Source organism: [Clostridium] fimetarium (assembly GCF_900111235.1).
Classification (GTDB): Bacteria; Bacillota; Clostridia; order Lachnospirales; family Lachnospiraceae; genus Clostridium_N; species Clostridium_N fimetarium.
Genome location: NZ_FOJI01000009.1, coordinates 94,179 through 117,932 on the forward strand (window position 1 = coordinate 94,179; position 23,754 = coordinate 117,932).

Below are 23,754 nucleotides of genomic sequence, written 5' to 3' on the forward strand. Positions count from 1 at the left end.
GTATCTGACCGCTTTTCTTGATTTGATTATACAATAGGGTGCTTGATTTTTAAGTACCCTTTCAAAGTAATTTAAAATAATTTAACCGGAATTAAAGAAATATTTTCAAATCATACAAACTAATGTTATAATGAAACTGCAGAAAATAGGTTTAAAAATCTGGATATAATTTTTTGAAAAAGTAGATAAAAGTTCGGATGTACTTGAATATAGAAGTTTATGAATATAGAAGTTAAAGAACATAGATAGAGCTGATTATCGAGAAAGAAGGAATTGTCAAATGAATGGACAAAATAGAGACGATATTAAAATAGGTGCAGAGGTTGATATTGTATTAAAAAAGGATCAACCAACAGGAATATTAACAAGGGGACATGTAAAAAGAATCCTGACAAATAGTAAATTTCATCCGCATGGAATTAAAGTTATGCTGAGTGAGAAAGATATGGTCGGTAGGGTACAAAAGATAATTGAGTAATATATGATTGATTGTTCAAATATTAAATCAAAAAAGAAGCAATTAGTAATAATATTGTTACAAATGCAAAGCCAAATGTTTTCCAATATCTATAATATAAAGCTTCTATTACTCCATAAAAACAAAACAATATTGCAGGTACAAAAATAACAATAGCAATATATTTGTGAAGTATATAAGTAGATAACGAAGCTACAAAAAATATAATTCCAAACAGCAACATAAATACTACCTTTAACTTAATTTTCGCTAATGCAACATGGGGAGGTAATTCACCATGTTGTTTCCGGGCTAAATCCAAGCCGTTTACTTTGGTTAAATATGATATATTAGTAATGATTTCAGTCATACCAAAGGTTAATAATAATGCTCTAAAAATCTCTTCTCCCCAAGTCATAACGTCCCCTCCTTTGATAAATTATTAATTATTTTATTTAAAGATTTATTTAATATTTGTATATCATTATAATCCAAACCATCTAATGCCTTGTTGGTTACATCAATAGCCATTTTTTCCATATCATTTATCAGGACCTTGGCTTTAGGAGTTAAGCTGACTACATTCATCCTTTTATCCTTTTTATCCATCGATTTTTCCACATATTTTTTTTCATATAATCTTAAAATGATTTCTCCAGCGGTTGCTTTATCGCCTAATAGTTCTTTCGCAATCGCTGTTTGTGTTAATGGGCCTTTCGTGGCAAGAAGCTTTAGAACTGCCCACTGAGATGTTGTGATATTGAACTCGCTTAAGTTATCGTCCATTGTTCTTTTGATCAGCTTGGAACTGGTATTAAGTAAATACCCTAATATTTGTTGTATCTCCATAATTACCTCATTTCTACTATAATAGTAAATTCACATAAAGTATGTATACTTACTATTATAATGTATTGAATTTGATTGTCAATGTAAATTAAATATTTCATCATAAAATAACTTGAAATAAGTGCGAAAAAGTTATAAGATTATTTCATTACAAGATGTTGGGGAATATATTGTAGGGGGAATGTTTAATTAGATTTTATTTTTAATATAATATTTACTATTCGCTATTTATATCAGATTCCCAGATGAGTCTGTTATTTTTTTATAAATTAATAAAAAGTTTCTTATATTGAAAAGGAAAAAGAGATCTTTGACTAAAGAAGGAATTGCTGCCATTCAAAAGGAATATAAACGTCTTCCATTATCAAGATGGAACTATGATATGTACGGAATATATGGATGGCAATTAACAACAACGAAAGATGCAGAGACGGTAGCACAGGCACGGAAAGTATCGGGATTTATGGGTATTTATGAAAATAGTCTTGAGGAGAATTATGAATGAGTGATTTTAGTGAACGAGGTTATGTAGTAAAAGAAACAGGTGCTGTTTATTATACAGAAGATATGGATACAACGTTGCGGTGGTTTGAAGAAATTCTTGGGTGGTATGGGAAGATTGAGTCAAGGGATGACATAGGTAATGGAAACTATGGATGTGTCTATAATATACCAACAGAGATTGAAGAGCTTCATATTGCTCCATTTACTGGAATTCACATGTTCATGGGAGCGCCACTGCAACTACAAGTAGCGTTTATTCAGGTACAAGGTATCGAACAATTATATGAGTTTGTTAAGAATAAAGGTTGGGATGAAATCACTGAAGTAAAGGAAGAACCTTGGGGTGGAAAGACATGCACCGTTACTACAGTTGACGGGAGTTTTCTATCGTTTTTTGAATAATACAACCATAGTCTGTATTTTTAGCACAAAAAAATAAGAGAGGACCTCGAATTTATGAATGATAAATTTAAAATTGCTGTATTACAGAAAAGCTCATCTGGCCGTAATTTTAAGCGAAATACAGATATCGGTATAGAAGAAATGGATAAAGCAAGTAAGGCCGGTGCTGATATCCTTTTGTTTCCTGAATGTTTTATAACTGGATACGATTTGCCAATCGCGTATGAGGAAGCAATTGATAAGGATAGTAAGTACATTCAATCTTTTTGTGATAAAGCAAAAGAACTATCTATGGGTGTGGTAATTACAGCATTTACAAAAGGAATTTCAAAAGCTAGAAATAGTGCATTTGTCATTGATAAGCAAGGGAAAATAGTAATGAAATATGACAAAGTTCATACTTGTGATTTCGCAGATGAAAAATGTCTTGAAAGTGGGGAAAACTTTCAAGTATGTGATTTTGATGGAGTAAAAATTGGTATTATGATTTGCTACGATCGTGAGTATCCAGAAAGTGCAAGAATTTTAATGTTAAAAGGTGCAGAGATTATTTTGGTACCAAATAATTGTTGCTCGATGAGACCAAGATTGAATGCATTATCAACAAGAGCATATGAAAATATGGTAGGTGTCGTTATGGCAAACCCACCTGGTAAAAATGCAGGATGTTCGTGTGCATTTAGTCCTATTCCTTGGGATAAAGATGGTCAATGCATAGATATGGATATATTTGTTGCAGATGAGTATTCAGAACAAATTTATATCGCGGAATATGACTTGATAGAGTTGAGAAATTATAGAAGCCGTGAGATGATGGGCAATACATATCGAAAAGTTAATACTTACACAGAACTGCTAAATAAAGAAGTGAAAGAACCATTTGTTAGATAAAACATTGTATCAATGTTTGTTAATATTAGAAGAGGTGTTACCAGATATTATGTGATACAATTAGATACAAATTCACATACGATGAGATTGGAGAAAACATGAAAATAATAAGAAAAGGCAATCCGAAGCAAATTGAATGTAGTAAATGTGGTTCAGTACTGGAATATGAAGTAAAAGATATTCATAAACAACAAGTTAATATGAATAAATATTGCAATTATGTAACTTGTCCAGTTTGTGAAAATGAAATAAAGGTAGATTAATTAATTTTACCGGATATGGTATTACCAATAATTGTATTAAATCAGATTGAAATTACTTGAAATATCAATGTAAATGTAATAAAATTAATTCAGACAAGATGTTGGGGAATATATTGTGATGGGGATTATTAAAATTTATAATATTTCGTATAGACATTTTATTAGCTACAGATTCCCAAGCGAGTCTGTGGCTATTTTTATATTAAAATACAATATTTATGTAACTTGAAAGTTACGAAGGGAGATAACAAATTGAATCACAAGGTAGAGTTTAATAAAATTGAATGGATAGAGGCAGCGATTGGATTTAAATATAAAGCATTTATTGGTGGTAATCAAAAAATTCGCTTAGTTGAGTTTTCAGAAGGACTTAAAGAACCCGATTGGTGTAAAAATGGACATTCGGGTTATGTAGTTGATGGAGAATGTAAAATTGATTTTAATGGTAAGATAGAATGCTTCAATAAGGGCGATATACTGCATATACCGACTAGTGAAGAAGATAAACATATGGTTATGATGGATAAAGGTGGATGGGTTCAAATGATTTTGTTTGAGCAAATAAAGTGATACCGTAACTGGAAGAAGGATATTTGATAAAGTGTTCAGGGGTATATGATTTTGATAAATGTTTTGATGTAAAAGAAGAAGTACTAGAAGACTTCGAAATAAGATTTCCTGCAAAAGTTAAAAGAGAAGCAAGAAAGTCGGATTTAAAATAAGGGAAAAGGGTACCCGTAAAAAGAGGTATGGCAAGTATACAGTGGATATACTTGCCATCTTATGAAAAATTAAGTTATTGTATTAAGTAAGTTAGCTTTCCGCAAGAGGGATTTTCTTGTTCCTAGGTTAACTTATATTTATAGTATACATACCAATTATGTCATGAAAGTGAATAATTGATGAACAATTTGCAATTAAACTTTGAAGAAACTGTGAATTATTGTGTCATATTAAGGCAGAATATAGAAATGAAATTGTCGAAAAAGTGCGAGATAAGGGGTTTGCTTATGAAAAATACATTATTTGTTAGGGGAAAGGGATTCGATAATGAAAATAAAAAAAAGATGTTTACTACAGTCGCATGCTTGATTAGCAAGGCACTACGATTGTACAAGCTAGAAATGCACAAACTAGAAATGCACAAACTAGAAATCCACAAGTTAGAATTGCACAAGCTAGAAATTCACAGAAAGATGCATAGAAATGAGGACAATTATGGAAAACAATGATGAATTTAAAACACCTGCACCCAGTTTTGAAAATAGAGGATATAATGAAGTAGTACAATCCGAAGGAATCCCAACGGTAGAAATACCACCTGAAGCAATGAAAAAAAAGAAAAAAAACAAAGGAATCATTGGCTTTTTTGGAGCGATTTTTGTTATCTTCACCAAATTTAAATCACTTATTATTTTGCTTAAACTAGGTAAATTCGCTTCAACTTTCCTATCTATGTTTTTGATGATATGGATATATGCTCAATTGTATGGCTTTGCATTTGGAGTAGGATTTGTCGTTTTGCTTTTGATTCATGAGATGGGACATTATATTACCGCAAAATTATTTCACTTAGATGTCTCATTACCATTATTTATACCTTTTGCAGGAGCGTTTATCAATATGAAAGAGATGCCCGAAAATGCAGAAGTGGAAGCTAAGGTTGGCTTGGGTGGACCTATTTTAGGCAGCATTGCAGCATTTATATGTATGCTATTATATTATCCATTAAAACAAGATATTTGGTTAGCCCTTGCATATACGGGTTTTATGCTTAATTTATTTAACCTAATTCCGATTCGCCCTTTAGATGGAGGAAGAGCAGTAACAGCGATTTCGCCTTGGTTATGGTTGATTGGGTTGCCAATTGCCGTTGTATTTCTATTTAAATATTTCAATCCGATATTATTGCTGATCCTAATTTTGGGGATTTCTGAAATAATAAAGCAATTTAAAAATCCAAATAAGGAATATTTTAAAGTGAAGCCATTAAACAGGCTCCTCTTTGCAATTGTTTATTTTGGGCTCTTGGCTACGCTAGGCCTGGGCATGGTCTATATTCATGGAATACATGTCAACTTATTTAGAAGTTGATATTATATTTGATATTAACAAAATAGCAGTATTTTAATATGGAGTAAAGCATGCGTACATATAGAAAAATAGAGGAGGCACTAAATGAGCATCGAAATGAGCATCGAAATGCTACAAGCGTGTGGCATTGGTGTATCAGTAAGCAATGCAATTATTGAAGTAAAAGAAATATCCGATGATATATGCAAAAATAATGACGAGGATGGCGTAGGGAAATGGTTAGAAGCACATATGATATGAAAAACCTGGTTGATTTACATATACATTCTTATTTTTCAAATGGAACGATGTCACCCAGTGAAATAATTGAAGAGGCATTAAAAAAAGGAGTGTCTATATTGGCGATTACTGACCATGAAACGATTGATGGAAGTAAAGAGCTTCTCGAACTTGCTAAGAATAAAGATATTAAGTGTATTTCAGGAGTGGAACTAGATGCCATAGAAAATGATATGAATTTTCATATATTGGCATATGGAATTGATTTAGAAGATGAAGAATTTAATAATAGGGTACTAAAAAATAGCGAACTGTTAGAAGAAGTAAATGAAAAATTGATTGCGAAAATGAAAAAAGATAATCCTAATATTTCATATGATGAATATTTAAAGTATTCATATAATAAAAATCTTGGTGGGTGGAAGGCTTTACACTATTTTGTGCATAAAGGGCTAGCAGATTCGTTATATGGGGGATATCTATTATATGCACAGTATAATCATTCTTATACCTGTGTCAGTTTCCCAGGAATAAGTGAATTATGTCAGTGGATTCATAAAGCAGGAGGAAAAGCGATATTAGCACATCCAGGTAAAGTCATTAAAGAAAACGATAGCAGTATATTTCACAACAAATTAATTGCGCTTGTAGATTTGGGGTTAGATGGAATCGAATGTTATTATCCAAGCCATAGCCAAGAGATTACGGATATTTGTCTTGATATTTGTAAAGAACGTAATTTGATTATAACAAGCGGATCAGATTGCCATGGTAGCTTTGAAAACACATTTATAGGCCAAATGAATACTACCATTGAGCAGGTTGATATAGGAAAAATATTAGTAAGTGATTGAAAATTATAGATTAGGTTAGAAATTTTTTTTGGAAAATGTAGATGATAAAGAGATAAACGTATACAGCGTATTCATGATTATTCTTGTAATCACCCCATAAAAAGAGGAGTGGCAAGTATATAGTGAAATATACTTGCCATTTTATGAAAAATTAAGTTATTTTAGTTTGTGTAAGTTGACTTTTCACAGGAGGGATTTTCCTGTTGCTTAGTTAACTTATATTCCTAGTATACATATCAATTATGTACCAAAAGTGAATGCGCAGTGAACAATTTACATATAAAAGTTGAAGAAATTGTGAAGTCATTTCGTTTGGTTAAAAAAATAACGATAAAGATACGTAAATATTAATATAATGAAGAGAGATTTTTTATGAGTATGGAGTTTATTCTTCTTATAGTTTATGCATGTGCATTTGTTTTAATAATCCTTACAGTATGGACATATTGTGAGAAGGAAGCGTTTAAGAAAAGTTGGAAGGATAAAAATATATAGAATCAAAGATAGTAAATCATAAAAATGAAATGGAAAACGAAAATTAAATTAGTAAATATATTATTTATAGAATGGAGGAAAATATGAGAATCGAATATAACAAACCTAGTACACATAGTTATATTAGCTTACGAATGAAATCTGGAATGGGTGGAAAAGATCAGGGAAGAGCAGCAACTGCTCTCAAAAATTCGTTGTTTACAGTATCCATATATGAAGATAATGGTGAAAGTTTGATTGGCTTTGGTAGAATCGTTGGAGATGGTGGAATTACTTATATTATTAGCGATGTAATGGTTGATCCAAAATATCAACGACAAGGATATGCTACAATTATAATGCAAGAAATCGATCAGTACCTAAATCGAAACACTTATGAAGATAGTTACATTTGTTTGATAGCAAATGCACCTGCAGATAAATTATATAGTAAGTTCAAATTCTCATATTTGCCAAGTGACAAATGTGGGATGCTCAGGGATCAGGGTCTTAGTATGATAAATGATCTGGAGAATGAGTCTGAAAAAGGCCTAAAAAATGAGGATAAAAACGAGTCTGAAAAATGAGTTTATAGTGAATGTGAAAATTTGATTTTTGGGGGGAGAAAAAATGAGTCGAAAAGTCAGAATTGGAATTATTGGAGACTATGATGGTCGTCCATCTCACTTAGCAACAGAAGAAGCGCTTAAACATAGTGCGAAAAAGTTAGGAATGGAAATCCAAATCAAATGGATAGATACTGTTGAATTTGAAAAGGATGAACAAGATTTACAATGTTTTGATGGGTTATGGTGTGCACCTGGTAGTCCATATAAAAGTATGAATGGGGCAATTAATGCTATTCAATATGCAAGAGAAAATGATTATCCGTTCATCGGTACTTGTGGCGGTTTTCAACATGCAGTAATTGAATATGGTAGAAATGTATTACAAATCAATAATTTAAAAGATATTAACTTCAATCCTTATGACGCAAATGATTTTATAACTGCGCTATCATGCTCACTTCTTGGACAAGAAAAACGCATTTTTATCGATAAAAATTCCAAATTATATAATATATATGATTGCACTGAAATCATAGAAAAGTATAATTGTAGTTTCGGATTAAATAAGGACTTTCAAAATCTACTAAATCAAAATGGTTTTAAGGTTGTTGGTACAGATGAAAACGAAGAAGCTCGTATTATGACAATTAAAGATAATACCTTTTTTTTTGTTTCACTATTTCAACCTCAGCTAAGTTCTACATATGAAAATCCACATCCATTAATTTCAAAATACTTAAGTTCGGCTAAAACGTTTAGTGATGCAAGATCATAAATTTATGAGGAGGATTGAAATATGCATTTAGGAAGCATTTATTTAATAGAGGGGGATGCTGTTAAATACATATCAGACCTGCTTGATAGCATAAGTAAAGGTGATAATGATCTAATAAAAATATTAAAAATCTGGTTGATTCAACCAAGGATATACAGATAGAATTCATTTTGCTTAATTACAAAGAGATTCTATGGAATTCATATTATTCAGATTTTCATTATGAAATGATAGAACAAGAAAGAGATAAATATGATAGAACTAGAAAGAGGTAATTATGATAGTATAAAAAAATTGCAGATATAAATATATTTGAGAATGAGGGAGGTTTCACAAATGAATTTTATTTATAAAAAAGCAGATATATCAGATATCGATATATTGACCAAGATGAGGGTACAAGTCCTAAGAGTAGCAAATAAACTTTCATATGATGTAGATATGACTGTAATTGAAAAAGAATCCTATAATTATTATAAAAAATATTTGGTAAATGGAGAACATATTGCTTATTTGGTAATTGATGACAATCGGTTTGTTGGTGCAGGCGGAGTGAGCTTTTATAAAGTCATGCCAACTTATAATAATCCACAAGGTATTAAAGCATATATAATGAACATGTACACCCATCCAGACTATCGTAGAAAAGGTATCGCTTATAAAACATTAGATCTATTGGTTAATGAGGCAAAAAATAAGAAGGTTGATTTTATTACGTTGGAAGCAACCGAAATGGGTCTACCGTTGTATAAAAAATATGGGTTTAAGCAAATGCACAATGAGATGGAATTAAAGTAGGCGCAAAAAGTATCATTGCAATGGTTGTATTTACGATAGTATATATATTAAATCTAGCAATTTTAATCGCTATTATTTCAACTATAATTTATTTCGTGATTTTATTGGCTAAAGCGTCGAAAAAATACCTTCACTCATAAATTATAGATTTATTATCTGAGAATATTTCAATTTTGGAGGAAAAGTAATGCGTAACCCATTTTTAGATATACCCCTGGAAACATACGAAAAACATATGAATTTAGATACGGTACAGCAACAGCAAGTATTAAATAAAATCATGAAAAAGCAACTGCACGGTTACGATGTTAACAGTGTTATGATTCTTGGAATCGCAGGTGGAAATGGTTTAGAACACGTAGAAACACAAAAAATAAATATTGTTTATGGTGTTGATATTAACGAAAAATATTTGGAAGTCTGCAGACACAGATATTCAGAATTAGATGGTCATTTCGAGACAGTTTGTGTTGATCTAACCAATAAGAACGTTGAATTGCCAATCGCAGACCTAGTAATTGCAAATTTGTTTGTTGAGTATATCGGGTATGATGCTTTTACACATCATATGAATGTGATGTCACCTAGATATATTTCTGTTATCATACAAATAAATGAACAGGATGGTTTTGTCTCAGAATCGCCTTATATTCATGCATTTGATAGGGTTTGTGAGGTTCATCATCAGATGGAAGAAGATAAACTTACAGATGAACTTGCACTAATTGGATACTCGAAGATATATAGGGAGGATATTCCATTACCAAATGGAAAGAAATTTGTGCAAGTGGATTTTATGAAGATGTAACATACTTAAAGTGCATTTCCAAGAGCAATATTTTGATATTAGAATTGAAAAGGTGGTATCATCATATTAGAGTAATACATATTAATGCGCAGGAGGAAAATATCAATCATGGAAGTTAAATTTTATGATAATATAGATGATGAACTGCTTAAATTTGCTGTCATTATCTCAAAATCATCTGGGAAATGGGTATTTTGTAAACACAAAAACCGAGATACATACGAAGTGCCGGGAGGACATAGAGAAGCTAATGAAAATATCATAGATACGGCTAAAAGGGAACTTTATGAGGAAACCGGGGCATTGGAGTTTTCAATTACACCGATCAGTGTTTATTCAGTAACCGATAAAAATGAAGTGAACGGAACTGGAGAAGAAACTTTTGGGATGTTATACTATGCAGAAATCGAAACATTTGAGGAAGAATTGCATAGTGAAATGGAAAAGATATTTCTTTGGGATGAGTTACCTACAGAATGGACATATCCATTGATTCAGCCGAAACTTATTTCCAAATTGAAGGAAATAGAAGAAGCAAAACAAATAAGTGGTACAGATATTGATAGCAGACTACGTATTAGCCATTAACAAATTACTCAATAAATGGAGCACCAAGTCCCCGTAAAAAGAGGAGTGGCAAGTATACTGTGGAATATACTTGCCATTTTATGAAAAAATTAGTTATTTTATCTTATGTAAGTTAGCTAGTTTTTCGCGGGAGGGATTTTCCTGCTACTTGGTTAACTTATATTCATAGTATACAGATAAATCATGTCGCAAATGTGATTGCTTGATGAACAAATTGCGTTTAAAGTTTGAAGGAATTGTGAAGATATACTATTTTATAAGAAACAAGAAGACATCGTATTTAGAAGGGTGAGAGCGTATGAAATATTTTGGTGAGGGTTTGAGTGAAAAGCATAAACAATTAAATAGTATTATTCGTCAATCAAATAAGATTGAGCAAGCGAAAGAAATATTTCTAGAAATTCATGCAAGCTTGCATTTATCTAAAATATCGGGTACAAGACCAAATGAAGTAGATTCGCTAATAAATGATTTATGTGATAATGAATATGCCATTATGCCAACGAGCAAGGATGAGACTATCGCATGGGTAATGTGGCATATTGCAAGAATCGAAGATATAGCAATGGGTATCTTGGCAGCAGATGGAGACCAATTATTTAACGAATCATGGAGACAGCAAATGAACGTTTCAATTACTGATACTGGAAACGCCCAGACCGATGATGAGATTATGAATTTGAGTAAAAATATTAATATAGAGGAATTACTTAATTATAGAAATAAAGTCGGAAATAGGACGAGAGAGATTGTCAGTTCATTAACTCAAGATGATATGAAACGTAAGGTTTTACCTAAAGCCATAGAAAAGATACTTTGCGAAGGCGGTGTAACGAGCCAGCAAGACTCTATTTGGTTACTGGATTTTTGGGGTAAAAAGGATGTAGCAGGAATTCTGTTAATGCCCCCTACACGGCATGTAATGCTTCATTTAAATGATTGTTGTAAATGGAAAGAATATATAAGAACAAGAAATAAATTTTTTCGAAGCTGAAATTAACAAATCTTCGAAGAAATAAGATGTGTAATATTACCAAGTTAAACAGGAATTCATGAAGGAGGATAAATTGAAGATGAAGACAGTAGGATTGATTGGTGGAATGAGTTGGGAAAGTACAGTAACATATTATCGAATAGTAAATGAAGTTGTAAAAGAACAACTTGGAGGTCTCCATTCGGCGAAGGTTTTGTTATATAGCGTTGATTTCCAGGAAATTGAGGCATGTCAGGCAAATGGAGACTGGGATAAAAGCGCAGAAATATTAGGTACAGCTGCTCAAAATCTCGAAAAAGCAGGAGCAGATTTTATCGTTATTTGTACCAACACAATGCATAAGGTAGTACCCCAAATCCAACAAAAAATTAGCATTCCAATTATTCATATTGCAGAAGCAACAGCAGAAAAGTTAAAAGAAAATGGAATCAAAAGAGTAGCGCTTCTTGGAACGAAGTATACGATGAAAGAAGATTTTTATAAAGCCAAATTGATTATAAATAAAATAGATGTTCTAATACCAAATGAGGAAGATATGGAAATTATAAATCATATTATATATCATGAATTATGCTTAGGCATTATTTCAGAAGAATCCAGAAATAAATATATAAAAATAATTGGAAAATTAAAAGAGAAAGGTGCACAAGGAGTTATTCTCGGATGCACAGAAATCGGTTTGCTTATCGGGTAGCAAGATACTACATTACCAGTGTTCGATACTACACAAATCCACGCAACGAAAGCAGCCATGTTTGCAATGGGAAAATAAGTTCACGCTTTATATTATTTATTGGTCTTCTACAGATGTAACCGTCAAAAATTCCCCGCTTTTCATATTTGCTAATGAATAACTCTCTTCATTATAAAATCCCATATATGGTACAACGTCATTTGCTTTTAATACATTGGTTTTATTTATAATTCTTTTTGTGGATGTCATAACAATACATACTAAATGTTCCTGTGAAAACTCGGTGCCTTCATTCCTTGAGTAAAATTCTTGCAATTCTTTATTTGTAACACCATATGAACTTAAATCATTAATGATCATATTTTCTGCAGCAACACCAGTAGCGACAACAAACGTACCCTCGAAATAATTATCATTCTTTATATTATTATCTTTGTACCATAAATAGGTACCATTGTCATTTAAATATAAGGTTGAATCGTCAATAAAAGTAAATGTCTTCCCATAAAAACCATCCGGTTTGCTTACAATACCTTCAGATAGACTATAATAAGATTCTACATAACTTTCTATGTTTTTTGCTAGATAACCTCCCAATATTAAACTTGAAACAAACATAAACGCGATGCTAGTAACAGCACCTATAACGATGGCAACAATACCACCGGTACTAATTCTTTTCTTTTTTGGATTCAACGGTTGTCCATTATTGTTGAAATATCCATATTGTTGCGGATTTTGATTATTGTAATTATTATTATTGTTCATTTTGTTTATTCTCCTTCTGGTTTATTATAATATAAAAAAAGTTGCAGATTCACTTGGGAATTTGCAACAACCAATGCTCTTATTAATTCATAAACTTACATTACCCACTACAATATATTCCCCGATATGTTGTCTTAACTAATCTTATAACATTGCAATATTCATTACAAGTCATTTTGGACCGATTTCAAAATAATTTTAGAAATAGTTTGAGATTCTATCCACTCAATGCCGAAAAGAAATATCATTATGCTAGAAAGTATTTACAATAAAATACAAAAAGGTATGACATTTATGATAGAAAGTATTTGGTTTGATAATGCAGATATAATCTAATTATAGTAGTATAATAGGAGTTAAATGTGCCACTATGATTTTAAAGAGTGGATTATATCTATATTGAAAAGAGGCTATTTAAATGAAAACCAAATTTATAAGTGTACTTCTTGTGATTCTGTTAAGTGTTTCAATTACTGCGTGTTCCAATAAAAGCAGTTCAAACATAGAAAACAACAGTAGCGTAAGTAATAGCAAAAGTTCTGATGTAAGTATTTCTACAAGTTCTTCGCCGACATCGGTCAATGCTTTTGCAGACAGTAAAACTACTCAGATGTCATCTGAGAAAAAGTCAATAATGGAAGCATACAAAGCAGTGTTGCAAAATAAAGCTACATTTTTTAGTACAGATAACAAGAAAAATGTATATTTGAATGATTTATTAACAAATAAAGAGCTTTATGGAACCATTTTCAAAGTAACGCACTTCGCAGTACTCGATATGGATGGGGACAATATACCTGAAATTGTTCTTGAATTAACAGTAGGTAGTGATGTGCAGTTTTATGAAGTTTTACATTATATGAATAATGAAGTTTATGGATACATTCAGGTGCTTCGAGGTTTACAAGATCTTAAAGCAGATGGAACCTTTAATTATTCAAACGGTGCCTTAGACAATGGATATGGAAAATTGAGATTCAAATCAGATATTAGTGAAACTGATATATTAGGGTATTGTCAGCCAAGTACATACGATTCAACAGCCGAATTATATTTCATTAATAACAAATCGGTGACGGAAGAATTATATAAAATTCACATAAAAGAACAAGCGGGGAAAAAAGGTGTGGTTTGGTATGATTTCTCTTCTGAATACATTGAGAAAGAACTATCTATTTAAGAGGTGGGGTGGGACGTTAATTTGGAGGATTTGGAATGATTGTTTTAATTGCAGGGAGTTCACATACAGGAAAAACGGTACTTGCTCAAAAGCTATTAAAGAAATATGAATTTCCATATTTATCATTAGATCATTTGAAAATGGGACTGATTAGGAGTGGATTTAGTAAATTAACACCAGAAGATGATGCAGACGCTATAATGGATCTGCTTTGGCCTATCACTAGAGAAATTATAAAAACAAATATTGAAAATAGGCAGAATTTAATAATAGAAGGCTGCTATATTCCGTTTGATTATAAAAAGGATTTTGAAGATGAATATTTGAAATACATAAAATATAGTTGTCTAATATTTAGCGAAAAGTATATTCAAGAACACTATGATGAAATTATAGAAAATGCAAGTGCTATTGAATATAGGGATGAGAGTGATTCTGAATATTGTACAATTCAGATGCTTGTTCGAGAGAATTTGATTAATTTTAAAAAATGTAAACGATCAAATTGCGATTACATTTTAATTGATGATAAGTATGAAGTTGATATAAAATTGTAAAGATGAGCATCTTGTTTACTAAAATCCTCTATTATGCCATCATATTGGATATGTAAGTAGGATACGATTAGATAAAATCGTCAGCGCTTAGCAGTAGATATAACATTCGCTAAAAATCTCGAACTATAAGGATAAAGGGGAACTCTGATGATAGAAATAATAGCATATGAAATGAAATATGTTGGGAATACGATAGATTCAAGCCTTAAACTAAATCATTATGATGATTCTATGTATGACGTATATGTTCAGATTTATAATGAATGCTTTTATGAAATGAGGAAAACACTCGAAGTTCAGCCATATAATTTTTATTCATCACCTGAGCAGCTAACGGTGAAGAAGGATAAAATACATTGTTGGATTGAAAATAATGAGTTGATTGGTTCTGTGGCATGCAATGGAAATGAGATAGATGATTTAATCGTAAATAAAAAGTATCGTGGCAGAGGATATGGGGAACAACTACTTCATTTTGCAATTAGTCATATACAGGATACGAGTGAAGCTCCAATCAAGTTGCATGTTGCCAAGTGGAATGAAAAGGCTATAAAACTTTATGAAAAGAATGGATTTAAATGTGTAAATGTAGAGAAAATCAGGCGAGATATTTGAGATAGAGGAGTTACAATAGTAGGGATAATATTGACTGTTCATATTGCATGAGTTATATAAAAAACAGGAGGCAAGACATTTGAAATTTCCAACAGAGAACCATAAAGAATACATTGATTATATGATATCTGTATGCGACAAAAACGCATTATCTCTTGTATTAGAGGGCTCCCTTGCACATGGCAGGGCAAAACCATTTTCAGATGTGGACTTAATATTGTGTGGGGATATAAATAACGATTTACTGGATGAAATAATAGGGAAGTATAATCGTATTGTTATGACAAATCGCACTGAAAACCCTAAAGGTATATTTATTTTAAACTATGAAAATGGCATAAGCGTGGATTTGGATATTCGTGAAACGGTGCTTCAGACTGAACTTGATAATGAAATAATTCTATGTGATTATGGCTTTCACATTTTGGAAGAAACGAAACGAAAAACAATTCAGAGTAAATTTTTGCCTGAAAGACCAGAATGGTATAAAGCTGTAAGATTAATTCATAGATGCTGTATTAAATATTTATGCGGAAAGCAAATAGCAGCCCAAGAATTGGCGATAGAGGTTGATGATGCAATTGCCAAATGCTGTGGGGAAAATAGGCATGAGGGTGGAATCAAAGAGGGAGTTAAAAATAGAATTAAAGAAGCAATTAAGGATAGAATGGAATTTTCACTTGCAGAATTAAATCATTACTATAACATTGATGACGATGTTGTAAAATTATTTCATACGCTTTTTGAACATATGTAAAACAGGAAATATCAGTACTTTTGATATTGAAAGGAAGGTAGAAATTCATATTGGAAATCAAGGAATTTCAAAAAGGCGACAAAATCGCAGATGAAAAAGACGTTTGGGGAGATGATGAGCAGATTTTTACTATAGATATCGAAAATTCAATTTCATGGTAAATCATATTTAAAATAACAGAAAAGCTAAATTGAATATTTACACTATATTGGTAATATATAGTAGATATAATTAAATCATTATAGTATAGTATATGTAAATTAAGTCGCAAACGTATTAGGATTGTGAGTTTTATAAAAGGGGGAGATTGAAAAATGAAAAAGAGAACTACAGGGGTAGCTTTTGTATTTATTGCAGCGTTATTATTTATATCAAGATACATCATTGCAACCGCAATCTGTTGTGTGGGTGCATCTACGAGAAACTGGGATTACTATTTATTTAATGAGCTATTAGGTTCTATTGGAATACCATTATTGATATGCAGTATAGTAAGTTTGATTGTTGGTATTGGATACTTAAGAGGGGCAGAAAAAGAGAAAGAATAATAAAAAATGATAGAAAAATGTATATATTATGGGGTAAATTAATGGGACAGATATATTATTTAGGCGGTTCACCTTGCTGTGGGAAAAGTACAATTTCTAAAATGCTAGTCGACAAATATGATTTTCAATATTTTAAGGTTGATGATTTTTTAAATACCTATATAGAAAAAGGCGCTAAGGATGGAAAGCCATTACTCTCTAAAGTTTCAAAAATGACGTTAGATGAACTTTGGTTAAGAAATCCGAATATACAAAATGAAGAAGAATTGAAAATGTATTGCGAAATGTTTGAATATATTTTGGCTGATTTAATCATTAAAGCTAGTGATATTCCAATTGTGGCAGAAGGAGCAGCCTTCTTGCCAAATCTGATGAAGAAAATAGGAATATCTCAATCAAAGTATATTTGTATGGTTCCAACAAAACAGTTTCAATACGAAGAATATTTAAAGCGGCCATGGGTACCACATTATCTTAGGGGATGTGGTAACAAAGAACTGGCATTTGAAAATTGGATGCAAAGAGATTACCTATATGCAAGCGTAGTGTTAGAAGATGCTAGGAAATTAGGCTATCATACCTTAGTAGTAGATGGAACAAAAAGTATAGAAGAAAATTATTTAGCTGTAGAGAAGATATTTAAATTATAAAAGATGGTTCATTGTTCGGGAAAATATGATATTAACTTCACGGGATATGTCATTACCAATATATGTATTGATTTAACTTGAAATAACCAAGTAAATGTAATAAAATTAGGTCATACAAGATGTTGGGGAATATGTTGTAATGGGGATTGTTAAAATCAATTAATTTTAATATAAACATTTTATTAGCTACAGATTCCCAAGTGAGTCTGTGGCTATTTTTATATTAGAATAGATTCTTTATACAAGGCGTATAAGATAAAAATACTGAAGTTTTTCGAGGAGGAGTCGTGAAAAAAGTGAAAATGAAAAAGTATAAAATAGCAGCAATTATAATGATAATACATGGTGGATTATTTGAACTTTGTGGATGCCTTGCACTCATTCCAATTTTAGCATTTGATTTTGACATAGCAAATGCAGGACAATACATCTCCTTCATCGTACCGTATCTACAAGCAAATCTTTACCTAATGATGATTATGGGAGGAATTTTCGGCGTGGTTCGATTAATTGGTGCATATGGTTTATTGAAAAACAGAATGTGGGGATTAGCACTTTCGGTAATTAATTGTGTAATTACCATGGCATTGATGATTTTTATGTTACCAGCTGGAATTATGGATGGTATTTTGGCGTGTACGGCATTAATTTTAATATTAACACAATATTTTGGAGATAAGAAAATAGTAGAGTGAGAATCACCCATAAACAGAGGAGTGGCAAGTATACTGTGGAATATACTTGCCATTTTATGAAAAAATTAGTTATTATATATTAAGTAAGTTAGCTTTCCACAGGAGGGGTTTCCATTTCCTTGGTTAACTTATATTCATAGTATACATAAGAATTATGTTGCAAAAGTGATTACTTGATGAACCAATTGCGTTTAAAGTTTGAAGGAATTGTGAAAATATTCTATGTGGAATTAAAAAGAATACGAATTTGAGACATTAAAAAAGGTGAGGAAAATATGGATAGATCTATTAAAACAACGCTCTTAAATATGTGCATGATATATGATGAAACGAATAACAAAGTTTTAGTTTTGGATAAAGTAAAAAAAGAAGATGATGATTGGTATGGATACACATTCCCAGGTGGTCATGTTGAAAATGGTGAAAGTTTAATTGATTCCACAATAAGAGAAGTTAAGGAAGAAACGGGATTGGATGTATTTAACCTAATACCATGTGGGGTAATTGATTGGGATAATGCAGATGAACCTGAACGCTGGCTCGTATTTCTATATAAAACGAAAGCTTATAATGGAGAACTTATTGGTGAAACAAAAGAAGGGAAAGTTTTCTGGATGGATAAGGAAGCTTTTCTTGATTCAAAGCTTGCACCAAATATGAAAACAAATATGGTGTTATTTTTAAAGAATAATGTAAATGAAGCTTATGCAACATGGAGCAAGGATGGAATAAGTCAAATTAAGTTGCGTTGATATGAGAATAAGTAAAAATTTGTCTATGTAATCTGTTAGAAAGGAATTACCCTATGTCAGTACAACCGAAAAATACAAATTTAGATAATAGTAAAAGACCTAAAGTATTATCCTTGCAGGGCTGTATGGCTTCAGGTAAAACGACAGCTTTAAAGTTCATTGAAAGTAATACGGATGATGTAATTGCAAGCTTTGAGTGGGATGATGAGATGACTAATGTTTTAAATCAACATAATTACGATAAATCAGTTCTTAAGGATTATATTGAAGTTCAGAAAATATGGATAGATAAAGAGATTAGAAGATATATAAAAGCAACTGAGATGAAAGGCAATAGTGTGGTTTTTGATTTTGGAGCAGAAGAAATAGAATTCCATACATTATATTGGCCGAGAACAATTGGACAAGCGTGGGATGTTGAAAAATATTTACATAAAGAACTTGGAGAACTAAGAAAATGTTTCCCAGATAAAATTTTATTCCTAAAAGCCAGTGAGGAGAAGCTACGTAGTAATAAATTAAGTGATTCGGTGAGGCAACGTAGATATTTTGAGTATTATTTTAATAAAATCATGCCATTAAAAGAAGAGTGGATGAAGGGATTAAATAATGTGGACTATTTAGAGGTTGATAATTTGCCACAGGAACAGTTGGGTAATGAAGTATTAAACTGGGTTAGAAGGCAAAAGGAGCAAATACATATGGTTGAATCAAGATGCGGCATTGTGTGCAGTGAATGTACATTTAAAGAAAAGAAAGGCTGTAAGGGTTGTGTAAATATTGATAATCCTTTTTGGGGTAATTGTATAATCAAAACTTGTTGTGAAAGTAAATCATTGAATAATTGTGGCGAGTGTTCCGAGATTCCTTGTGATAATTTAAAAAGGTTTTCTTATGATGAAGAGCAAGGTGATAAAGGAAAAAGAATTGAGCAATGTAAAAGTTGGTGTAACAGATAAGGGTTATCCATTGTATGATATTTTATTTAAACAAAATTTATAAGTAAAACATATAGTGAGTGTTATATATGGAAGGATTACAAATGAAATTAATATTTATAAGACATGGACAAACTGATTGGAATCTTGAAAAAAGAATTCAAGGAAGTACAGATATCGAACTTAATAAAAATGGGTTAGACCAGGGGAAGAGATTAGGCATCGAGTTAAAAGATATGCATTTACATATAGAGAAAATATATACAAGCAAACAGAAACGAGCAGAACAAACAGCAGAGATAGTATCTCAGTATTTAAATAAAAAATATGAAGTACTAGAAGGCCTTGAAGAAATGAATCTAGGATTATGGGAAGGGAATACATGGACCGAAGTACAAGAAAAATATCCTGCACAATATAGTAAATGGCTTATAGATAGAAGATATACAAGGCTGCCAGAAGGGGAATCATATCAGGATGTCTTAGATAGGTTACTTCCAATCCTTAAGAAAATCATTAAGATAAATAGTTCAGATGTATTAATTGTAACACATAGCGCAGTCATAATGTGTCTGCTGTCTTATTTACGAGATACTCCATTTAACCAAATGGTTGAAAATTACGCCATGAAGAACACTGAGATTGTAGAAATCGATAGTAAAGAATTCGGAGGAATCTCATAATGAATAAAAAGAAGATGGCAGGAGAAGCAGCAGCTAAATATGTAAAAGATGGAATGATTTTAGGGTTAGGAACAGGTTCCACTGCTTATTATGCTATTAACGCAATTGGAGAGTTAGTAAAAAAAGGGATGGATTTGAAAGCCGTACCTACTTCAATAGCAACTAAGTTACAAGCAAGGCAACTGGGAATACCATTATTAACAATTGATGATGCAGATCACATTGATTTAGCAATTGATGGAGTCGATGAGATCGATTCACATTTCAATGCTATCAAAGGTGGCGGTGGCGCATTATACCGAGAAAAAGTAGTTGCAACATTGGCTAAAGAAGTTATATGGATAATGGATGATTCCAAACTAGTAAATTCGCTTGGTAGATTTCCATTACCAGTAGAAATTGCAATATATGGTTCCAAACAAGCATTTTCTAAAATGCAAGACTTTGGATTTCGTCCTGTACTAAGAGTGACAAATGGAGAAAAGTTTATTACTGATAATGGTAATTATATTGTGGATTTACATTTAGGAGCTCCAATTAATATCGATGATGTAATAACAAAACTTGCTTCAATAGTTGGGATATTGGAACACGGTTTATTTATTAATCTGTGTAAATATATTGTGGTTGGAACCGATGAAGGTGTAAAAACCATAAAAAATGATGTCTAGTGAAATTAGGAGGAAAATAAAAATGAAATGGTTGGGGAAACTCTCGGCAGGATTTATAATTATAGGAGCAATAATGTCGGTTGGAGGAGCTCCTTTCAGCATTTGGATTCCCTTTATAGGTCTAAGTATGCTTCTCATTGGTATAATAATGCTTTTTTATTGGAGTACAAAAAATTTCATCTGGAAATGCTCAAAATGTAATAATACATTTGAAATCACATGGCAGCAGAACTTGCTAGGGATGAATATGGGTGTTAATGATAAGTTACTATATTGTCCTTATTGTAAAGATAAAATTGAATGTAAAGGGAAAAAGAAAGTGTAATAAGTAATGAGTAATGAGTAATAAGTAATAAGTAATGAGCAATAAGCAATAAGCAAAGAGTATATTCAAAAAGGAAAAGTGTATACATCTGCCCCCGTAAAAAGAGGAGTGGCAAGTATATTGTGGAATATACTTGCCATTTTATGAAAAAATTAGTTATCATATATTAAGTAAGTTAGCTTTCCGCAGGAGGGATATTCCTGTTCCTTGGTTAACTTATATTCATAGTATACATACAAATTATGTCTCAAGAGTGATTGCTTGATGAACAAATTGCGTTTAAAGTTTGAAGGAATTGTGAAGATGGTCTATGTGTGTAAATAGAAGGAAGTTATAGAATAGGAGAGATATCCAATTAATTAAGTCACAATCGTATTATATTGCGTCAGAAATTAAAAAATATAAAGGGAAAATAAGGGGAAAAAATGAAAAAAGTAATTAAGGTTATTTTTGCTATTAGTTTTGTGTTTTATCTGCTTTTATTAGTAAGTATATTATATTTAAGGCCAAATTTCATACATCATTGGTCATATATTGAATATATAAAGTATTCAATAAATATCATTCCATTCAAAAACATAAGTAGATATATCATAGCGCTATTTACTGGAAGTATGAACCTATCAGCGCCGATAACAAATCTTGGCGGTAATCTTATTCTACTTTTTCCTATGGGATTATATTTACCATTCTTCATAAAAAAAATTAAAAAAGTAAGCACATTTTCTGTTTGGATAATTATCATAATATTTTTGCTTGAGCTCATACAACTATTGACCACAAGAGGCGCTTTTGATATTGATGATATTATTCTTAATACGTTAGGTGCAATATTAGGCTTTGTGATCTGGAGAACGAAACCTATTCAGAAATTACTGAAATAGGGATAGATGAAAAAAAGTTAAAATAGCAAGCTATTAAATGTTATTAAAACAATATCAGGAGGATATCCATGGAAATCGACCACATTTATATATGCACAGAAGCCAAAGCACCTGCTGGTGACTTGCTTAAAGCATTTGGGCTTGTAGAAGGTTCTTCAAATATACACATTGGGCAAGGGACAGCAAACAGAAGATTCTATTTTCATAACTTTATGTTGGAGCTTCTGTGGGTAGAAAATTTGGACGATGTACGCAGCGAGCTCACTAAGCCAATGAGATTATATGAACGCTGTTTATCAAGAACAAATAACTTTTCTCCATTTGGAATTGCATTTAGACCTACAAAGGAAAAAACTGAAATAGCACCATTCCCAGTGTGGGACTATCATCCTATTTATTTACCAGATTTTCTAAAAATTCAAGTTGCCGAAAATACACCACTGAGTGAACCCATGTATTTCTATCTAAATTTTGCGACAAGGCAGGCAGAGTCTCCAATTAGGAAGACAGAACCAATGGAACATAAAGTCCCGTTGAATGAAGTGACATCTGTAAAAATTCATGTAAATCAAGATGATGCATTATCAGAGTCAGCTTGTACACTAAATCGACTTAATCTTCTATCCATTAATCAAGATAGAGAACACTTTGTTGAGTTAGAGTTTGATAATGGAGTTTTAAATCAATCTATGGATTTTAGACCGGATCTACCGTTGGTGTTTAAGTGGTAATGTGACGTAGTTGCCGCAAAAAGTCAACGTCAGTTAAAAAATAGGAAGGCAATGAATATCGGGAGGAAGTTATATATGGCGAGTGTACCATTTTGGGAGGAATCCTATAAAGATGATAAAATATCTGCATTTGGAACGAATCCAAATCCAGAAGTGAAAGAGTTTATAGAACTATTTCAAAAAAGTTGGAATGTGTTAGAAGCTGGATGTGGTGAAGCTAAAAATTCCATATATTTAGCTTCAAATGGATTTGAAAGAGTAAATGCATTTGATATTTCGGAAAATGCGATTGCAAAGGTGAAAAAGATTGCAGCTAAAAATGAAGTGGAATTGAATTCATTTACACAAGATTTATGCACTTTTCCATGGAAAGAAAATTATGACTTAGTTATTTCATATGGGACGCTGCATTTTGTGGCGAAAGAAGGATGGCATCATTTCATTCAAGAGGCAAAAGAGCATACCAATGTTGGAGGAATTCATATTATTCAGATTTTTACGAATAAGGTTCCAGCATCACCAGATATTGAAGAGTTTGCGGTTGGTTTGGCGGATGAAGGAGAATTACAGGGATTTTATCAGGGATGGAAGATATTAAGCTTGAAAGCATTTGTGCTTGAAGATGAGCATCCAGGTGCACCGAAGCATTATCATGCAATTAACAAAATTGTTGCACAGAAATTATAAACAGAGTACATAATGAGTGATATATATTGAAAGAGCACAAATTAAGTGGATTTAAATGTAGATGGGTAGATTATTAATTT

The 23,754-nt window shown here is 31.7% G+C and carries 36 protein-coding genes and 1 pseudogene; 34 read left to right on the plus strand and 3 right to left on the minus strand.

Annotated elements, in window-relative coordinates; translation table 11 throughout:
- Window positions 1–280 precede the first annotated feature (280 nt).
- Window positions 281–478, plus strand: coding sequence for a YwbE family protein (locus tag BMY18_RS12195; protein ID WP_092454413.1), 198 nt, complete (start codon window positions 281–283; stop codon window positions 476–478).
- A 22-nt stretch (window positions 479–500) separates the two neighbouring features.
- Here BMY18_RS12195 and BMY18_RS12200 read toward each other — a convergent pair whose 3' ends face one another.
- Both BMY18_RS12200 and BMY18_RS12205 read right to left on the minus strand, forming a co-directional pair.
- Window positions 501–875: a hypothetical protein gene (locus tag BMY18_RS12200; protein ID WP_092454415.1), complete on the minus strand. Its 375-nt coding sequence runs from the start codon at window positions 873–875 to the stop codon at window positions 501–503.
- Window positions 872–1,306, minus strand: coding sequence for a MarR family winged helix-turn-helix transcriptional regulator (locus BMY18_RS12205; RefSeq protein ID WP_092454417.1), 435 nt, complete (start codon window positions 1,304–1,306; stop codon window positions 872–874). Before BMY18_RS12205 ends, BMY18_RS12200 begins: the two co-directional genes overlap by 4 nt.
- A gap of 310 nt (window positions 1,307–1,616) precedes the next feature.
- Here BMY18_RS12205 and BMY18_RS12210 point away from each other — a divergent pair, with 310 nt between their 5' ends.
- The 18 genes and pseudogenes from BMY18_RS12210 to BMY18_RS12280 all read left to right on the plus strand — a co-directional run bounded on the left by BMY18_RS12210 (window position 1,617) and on the right by BMY18_RS12280 (window position 12,311).
- Window positions 1,617–1,811 carry a hypothetical protein gene (locus BMY18_RS12210; RefSeq protein ID WP_092454419.1) on the plus strand — a complete coding sequence of 65 codons (195 nt, stop codon included), beginning with the start codon at window positions 1,617–1,619 and terminating at the stop codon, window positions 1,809–1,811.
- On the plus strand, window positions 1,808–2,212 hold the full coding sequence (locus BMY18_RS12215; RefSeq protein WP_092454421.1) for a VOC family protein: 405 nt from the start codon (window positions 1,808–1,810) through the stop codon (window positions 2,210–2,212). Before BMY18_RS12210 ends, BMY18_RS12215 begins: the two co-directional genes overlap by 4 nt.
- A 54-nt stretch (window positions 2,213–2,266) precedes the next feature.
- On the plus strand, window positions 2,267–3,103 hold the full coding sequence (locus BMY18_RS12220; protein WP_092454423.1) for a carbon-nitrogen hydrolase family protein: 837 nt from the start codon (window positions 2,267–2,269) through the stop codon (window positions 3,101–3,103).
- Between the two features lie 98 nt (window positions 3,104–3,201).
- The gene (locus tag BMY18_RS21070) at window positions 3,202–3,366 is read left to right on the plus strand and encodes a hypothetical protein (RefSeq protein ID WP_170841390.1); all 165 of its coding nucleotides are present in this window, start codon (window positions 3,202–3,204) and stop codon (window positions 3,364–3,366) included.
- Window positions 3,367–3,618: 252 nt separating this feature from the next.
- Window positions 3,619–3,936, plus strand: a complete 318-nt coding sequence (locus tag BMY18_RS12225) for a hypothetical protein (protein WP_092454425.1) — start codon at window positions 3,619–3,621, stop codon at window positions 3,934–3,936.
- 23 nt (window positions 3,937–3,959) lie between these two features.
- Complete coding sequence (locus tag BMY18_RS21520; RefSeq protein WP_278281015.1) at window positions 3,960–4,088, plus strand: hypothetical protein; 129 nt, start codon at window positions 3,960–3,962, stop codon at window positions 4,086–4,088.
- A 288-nt stretch (window positions 4,089–4,376) separates the two neighbouring features.
- Complete coding sequence (locus BMY18_RS12230) at window positions 4,377–4,598, plus strand: hypothetical protein (RefSeq protein ID WP_139197276.1); 222 nt, start codon at window positions 4,377–4,379, stop codon at window positions 4,596–4,598.
- Window positions 4,585–5,460, plus strand: a complete 876-nt coding sequence (locus tag BMY18_RS12235) for a site-2 protease family protein (RefSeq protein WP_242941027.1) — start codon at window positions 4,585–4,587, stop codon at window positions 5,458–5,460. Before BMY18_RS12230 ends, BMY18_RS12235 begins: the two co-directional genes overlap by 14 nt.
- An 84-nt stretch (window positions 5,461–5,544) precedes the next feature.
- On the plus strand, window positions 5,545–5,700 hold the full coding sequence (locus tag BMY18_RS12240) for an HAD family hydrolase (protein ID WP_092454429.1): 156 nt from the start codon (window positions 5,545–5,547) through the stop codon (window positions 5,698–5,700).
- A complete protein-coding gene (locus BMY18_RS12245; protein ID WP_092454431.1) occupies window positions 5,676–6,533 on the plus strand; it encodes a PHP domain-containing protein in 858 nt (285 codons plus the stop codon). The genes BMY18_RS12240 and BMY18_RS12245 overlap by 25 nt, the downstream gene beginning before the upstream one ends.
- 578 nt (window positions 6,534–7,111) lie before the next feature.
- Window positions 7,112–7,594, plus strand: a complete 483-nt coding sequence (locus tag BMY18_RS12250; protein ID WP_092454433.1) for a GNAT family N-acetyltransferase — start codon at window positions 7,112–7,114, stop codon at window positions 7,592–7,594.
- A 43-nt stretch (window positions 7,595–7,637) separates the two neighbouring features.
- On the plus strand, window positions 7,638–8,351 hold the full coding sequence (locus tag BMY18_RS12255) for a CTP synthase C-terminal region-related (seleno)protein (protein ID WP_092454435.1): 714 nt from the start codon (window positions 7,638–7,640) through the stop codon (window positions 8,349–8,351).
- Window positions 8,352–8,372: 21 nt separating this feature from the next.
- A complete protein-coding gene (locus BMY18_RS21075; protein ID WP_170841391.1) occupies window positions 8,373–8,513 on the plus strand; it encodes a hypothetical protein in 141 nt (46 codons plus the stop codon).
- Between the two features lie 174 nt (window positions 8,514–8,687).
- On the plus strand, window positions 8,688–9,149 hold the full coding sequence (locus BMY18_RS12260; RefSeq protein ID WP_092454437.1) for a GNAT family N-acetyltransferase: 462 nt from the start codon (window positions 8,688–8,690) through the stop codon (window positions 9,147–9,149).
- Window positions 9,150–9,336: 187 nt separating this feature from the next.
- A complete protein-coding gene (locus BMY18_RS12265; RefSeq protein ID WP_092454439.1) occupies window positions 9,337–9,957 on the plus strand; it encodes a methyltransferase domain-containing protein in 621 nt (206 codons plus the stop codon).
- A 108-nt stretch (window positions 9,958–10,065) separates the two neighbouring features.
- Window positions 10,066–10,545 carry an NUDIX hydrolase gene (locus BMY18_RS12270; RefSeq protein ID WP_092454441.1) on the plus strand — a complete coding sequence of 160 codons (480 nt, stop codon included), beginning with the start codon at window positions 10,066–10,068 and terminating at the stop codon, window positions 10,543–10,545.
- A 298-nt stretch (window positions 10,546–10,843) separates the two neighbouring features.
- Window positions 10,844–11,539: a DinB family protein gene (locus tag BMY18_RS12275; protein WP_092454442.1), complete on the plus strand. Its 696-nt coding sequence runs from the start codon at window positions 10,844–10,846 to the stop codon at window positions 11,537–11,539.
- Window positions 11,540–11,618: 79 nt separating this feature from the next.
- A pseudogene (locus BMY18_RS12280) lies at window positions 11,619–12,311 on the plus strand (aspartate/glutamate racemase family protein).
- An 18-nt stretch (window positions 12,312–12,329) separates the two neighbouring features.
- Here BMY18_RS12280 and BMY18_RS12285 read toward each other — a convergent pair.
- Window positions 12,330–13,001: a hypothetical protein gene (locus BMY18_RS12285; protein ID WP_092454444.1), complete on the minus strand. Its 672-nt coding sequence runs from the start codon at window positions 12,999–13,001 to the stop codon at window positions 12,330–12,332.
- Window positions 13,002–13,419: 418 nt separating this feature from the next.
- Here BMY18_RS12285 and BMY18_RS12290 point away from each other — a divergent pair, with 418 nt between their 5' ends.
- The 15 genes from BMY18_RS12290 (at window position 13,420) to BMY18_RS12360 (ending at window position 23,674) form a co-directional block, all read left to right on the plus strand.
- Window positions 13,420–14,181, plus strand: a complete 762-nt coding sequence (locus BMY18_RS12290) for a hypothetical protein (RefSeq protein WP_092454446.1) — start codon at window positions 13,420–13,422, stop codon at window positions 14,179–14,181.
- A gap of 35 nt (window positions 14,182–14,216) precedes the next feature.
- Window positions 14,217–14,738 carry an adenylate kinase gene (locus tag BMY18_RS12295; protein WP_092454448.1) on the plus strand — a complete coding sequence of 174 codons (522 nt, stop codon included), beginning with the start codon at window positions 14,217–14,219 and terminating at the stop codon, window positions 14,736–14,738.
- A 147-nt stretch (window positions 14,739–14,885) separates the two neighbouring features.
- On the plus strand, window positions 14,886–15,353 hold the full coding sequence (locus BMY18_RS12300) for a GNAT family N-acetyltransferase (RefSeq protein WP_092454450.1): 468 nt from the start codon (window positions 14,886–14,888) through the stop codon (window positions 15,351–15,353).
- Between the two features lie 79 nt (window positions 15,354–15,432).
- Window positions 15,433–16,110, plus strand: a complete 678-nt coding sequence (locus BMY18_RS12305; RefSeq protein WP_092454452.1) for a hypothetical protein — start codon at window positions 15,433–15,435, stop codon at window positions 16,108–16,110.
- 314 nt (window positions 16,111–16,424) lie between these two features.
- The gene (locus tag BMY18_RS12310; RefSeq protein WP_092454454.1) at window positions 16,425–16,658 is read left to right on the plus strand and encodes a hypothetical protein; all 234 of its coding nucleotides are present in this window, start codon (window positions 16,425–16,427) and stop codon (window positions 16,656–16,658) included.
- A gap of 41 nt (window positions 16,659–16,699) precedes the next feature.
- A complete protein-coding gene (locus tag BMY18_RS12315; protein WP_092454456.1) occupies window positions 16,700–17,308 on the plus strand; it encodes a nucleoside/nucleotide kinase family protein in 609 nt (202 codons plus the stop codon).
- A gap of 287 nt (window positions 17,309–17,595) precedes the next feature.
- Window positions 17,596–18,003 carry a hypothetical protein gene (locus BMY18_RS12320; RefSeq protein ID WP_092454458.1) on the plus strand — a complete coding sequence of 136 codons (408 nt, stop codon included), beginning with the start codon at window positions 17,596–17,598 and terminating at the stop codon, window positions 18,001–18,003.
- A 275-nt stretch (window positions 18,004–18,278) separates the two neighbouring features.
- Window positions 18,279–18,755, plus strand: coding sequence for an 8-oxo-dGTP diphosphatase (locus BMY18_RS12325; RefSeq protein WP_092454460.1), 477 nt, complete (start codon window positions 18,279–18,281; stop codon window positions 18,753–18,755).
- Between the two features lie 53 nt (window positions 18,756–18,808).
- The gene (locus tag BMY18_RS21635) at window positions 18,809–19,714 is read left to right on the plus strand and encodes a DUF3795 domain-containing protein (protein WP_330385980.1); all 906 of its coding nucleotides are present in this window, start codon (window positions 18,809–18,811) and stop codon (window positions 19,712–19,714) included.
- A gap of 83 nt (window positions 19,715–19,797) precedes the next feature.
- Complete coding sequence (locus BMY18_RS12335) at window positions 19,798–20,376, plus strand: histidine phosphatase family protein (protein WP_092454462.1); 579 nt, start codon at window positions 19,798–19,800, stop codon at window positions 20,374–20,376.
- The gene (gene rpiA, locus BMY18_RS12340) at window positions 20,376–21,047 is read left to right on the plus strand and encodes a ribose-5-phosphate isomerase RpiA (RefSeq protein WP_092454464.1); all 672 of its coding nucleotides are present in this window, start codon (window positions 20,376–20,378) and stop codon (window positions 21,045–21,047) included. The genes BMY18_RS12335 and rpiA overlap by 1 nt, the downstream gene beginning before the upstream one ends.
- A 22-nt stretch (window positions 21,048–21,069) precedes the next feature.
- Window positions 21,070–21,372, plus strand: a complete 303-nt coding sequence (locus BMY18_RS12345; RefSeq protein ID WP_092454466.1) for a hypothetical protein — start codon at window positions 21,070–21,072, stop codon at window positions 21,370–21,372.
- 425 nt (window positions 21,373–21,797) lie between these two features.
- A complete protein-coding gene (locus tag BMY18_RS12350; protein ID WP_092454468.1) occupies window positions 21,798–22,256 on the plus strand; it encodes a VanZ family protein in 459 nt (152 codons plus the stop codon).
- A gap of 68 nt (window positions 22,257–22,324) precedes the next feature.
- On the plus strand, window positions 22,325–22,987 hold the full coding sequence (locus tag BMY18_RS12355) for a hypothetical protein (protein ID WP_092454470.1): 663 nt from the start codon (window positions 22,325–22,327) through the stop codon (window positions 22,985–22,987).
- A gap of 75 nt (window positions 22,988–23,062) precedes the next feature.
- Window positions 23,063–23,674, plus strand: a complete 612-nt coding sequence (locus BMY18_RS12360) for a methyltransferase domain-containing protein (RefSeq protein ID WP_170841393.1) — start codon at window positions 23,063–23,065, stop codon at window positions 23,672–23,674.
- The last annotated feature ends 80 nt before the right edge of the window (window positions 23,675–23,754 follow it).

Excerpts from the sequence above, each read along its gene's own strand:
- BMY18_RS12275 (WP_092454442.1), top strand. The coding sequence starts at position 10,844 with ATGAAATATTTTGGTGAGGGTTTGAGTGAAAAGCATAAACAATTAAAT.
- BMY18_RS12215 (WP_092454421.1), top strand. The coding sequence starts at position 1,808 with ATGAGTGATTTTAGTGAACGAGGTTATGTAGTAAAAGAAACAGGTGCT.
- BMY18_RS12240 (WP_092454429.1), top strand. The coding sequence starts at position 5,545 with ATGAGCATCGAAATGAGCATCGAAATGCTACAAGCGTGTGGCATTGGT.
- BMY18_RS12360 (WP_170841393.1), top strand. The coding sequence starts at position 23,063 with ATGGCGAGTGTACCATTTTGGGAGGAATCCTATAAAGATGATAAAATA.
- BMY18_RS12345 (WP_092454466.1), top strand. The coding sequence starts at position 21,070 with ATGAAATGGTTGGGGAAACTCTCGGCAGGATTTATAATTATAGGAGCA.
- BMY18_RS12230 (WP_139197276.1), top strand. The coding sequence starts at position 4,377 with ATGAAAAATACATTATTTGTTAGGGGAAAGGGATTCGATAATGAAAAT.
- rpiA (WP_092454464.1), top strand. The coding sequence starts at position 20,376 with ATGAATAAAAAGAAGATGGCAGGAGAAGCAGCAGCTAAATATGTAAAA.
- BMY18_RS12325 (WP_092454460.1), top strand. The coding sequence starts at position 18,279 with ATGGATAGATCTATTAAAACAACGCTCTTAAATATGTGCATGATATAT.
- BMY18_RS21635 (WP_330385980.1), top strand. The coding sequence starts at position 18,809 with ATGTCAGTACAACCGAAAAATACAAATTTAGATAATAGTAAAAGACCT.
- BMY18_RS12290 (WP_092454446.1), top strand. The coding sequence starts at position 13,420 with ATGAAAACCAAATTTATAAGTGTACTTCTTGTGATTCTGTTAAGTGTT.
- BMY18_RS12300 (WP_092454450.1), top strand. The coding sequence starts at position 14,886 with ATGATAGAAATAATAGCATATGAAATGAAATATGTTGGGAATACGATA.
- BMY18_RS12195 (WP_092454413.1), top strand. The coding sequence starts at position 281 with ATGAATGGACAAAATAGAGACGATATTAAAATAGGTGCAGAGGTTGAT.
- BMY18_RS12205 (WP_092454417.1), bottom strand. The coding sequence starts at position 1,306 with ATGGAGATACAACAAATATTAGGGTATTTACTTAATACCAGTTCCAAG.
- BMY18_RS12285 (WP_092454444.1), bottom strand. The coding sequence starts at position 13,001 with ATGAACAATAATAATAATTACAATAATCAAAATCCGCAACAATATGGA.
- BMY18_RS12200 (WP_092454415.1), bottom strand. The coding sequence starts at position 875 with ATGACTTGGGGAGAAGAGATTTTTAGAGCATTATTATTAACCTTTGGT.
- BMY18_RS12295 (WP_092454448.1), top strand. The coding sequence starts at position 14,217 with ATGATTGTTTTAATTGCAGGGAGTTCACATACAGGAAAAACGGTACTT.
- BMY18_RS12220 (WP_092454423.1), top strand. The coding sequence starts at position 2,267 with ATGAATGATAAATTTAAAATTGCTGTATTACAGAAAAGCTCATCTGGC.
- BMY18_RS12310 (WP_092454454.1), top strand. The coding sequence starts at position 16,425 with ATGAAAAAGAGAACTACAGGGGTAGCTTTTGTATTTATTGCAGCGTTA.
- BMY18_RS21070 (WP_170841390.1), top strand. The coding sequence starts at position 3,202 with ATGAAAATAATAAGAAAAGGCAATCCGAAGCAAATTGAATGTAGTAAA.
- BMY18_RS12265 (WP_092454439.1), top strand. The coding sequence starts at position 9,337 with ATGCGTAACCCATTTTTAGATATACCCCTGGAAACATACGAAAAACAT.
- BMY18_RS12255 (WP_092454435.1), top strand. The coding sequence starts at position 7,638 with ATGAGTCGAAAAGTCAGAATTGGAATTATTGGAGACTATGATGGTCGT.
- BMY18_RS12355 (WP_092454470.1), top strand. The coding sequence starts at position 22,325 with ATGGAAATCGACCACATTTATATATGCACAGAAGCCAAAGCACCTGCT.
- BMY18_RS12235 (WP_242941027.1), top strand. The coding sequence starts at position 4,585 with ATGGAAAACAATGATGAATTTAAAACACCTGCACCCAGTTTTGAAAAT.
- BMY18_RS12245 (WP_092454431.1), top strand. The coding sequence starts at position 5,676 with ATGGTTAGAAGCACATATGATATGAAAAACCTGGTTGATTTACATATA.
- BMY18_RS21075 (WP_170841391.1), top strand. The coding sequence starts at position 8,373 with ATGCATTTAGGAAGCATTTATTTAATAGAGGGGGATGCTGTTAAATAC.
- BMY18_RS12260 (WP_092454437.1), top strand. The coding sequence starts at position 8,688 with ATGAATTTTATTTATAAAAAAGCAGATATATCAGATATCGATATATTG.
- BMY18_RS12335 (WP_092454462.1), top strand. The coding sequence starts at position 19,798 with ATGAAATTAATATTTATAAGACATGGACAAACTGATTGGAATCTTGAA.
- BMY18_RS12315 (WP_092454456.1), top strand. The coding sequence starts at position 16,700 with ATGGGACAGATATATTATTTAGGCGGTTCACCTTGCTGTGGGAAAAGT.
- BMY18_RS12250 (WP_092454433.1), top strand. The coding sequence starts at position 7,112 with ATGAGAATCGAATATAACAAACCTAGTACACATAGTTATATTAGCTTA.
- BMY18_RS12350 (WP_092454468.1), top strand. The coding sequence starts at position 21,798 with ATGAAAAAAGTAATTAAGGTTATTTTTGCTATTAGTTTTGTGTTTTAT.
- BMY18_RS12270 (WP_092454441.1), top strand. The coding sequence starts at position 10,066 with ATGGAAGTTAAATTTTATGATAATATAGATGATGAACTGCTTAAATTT.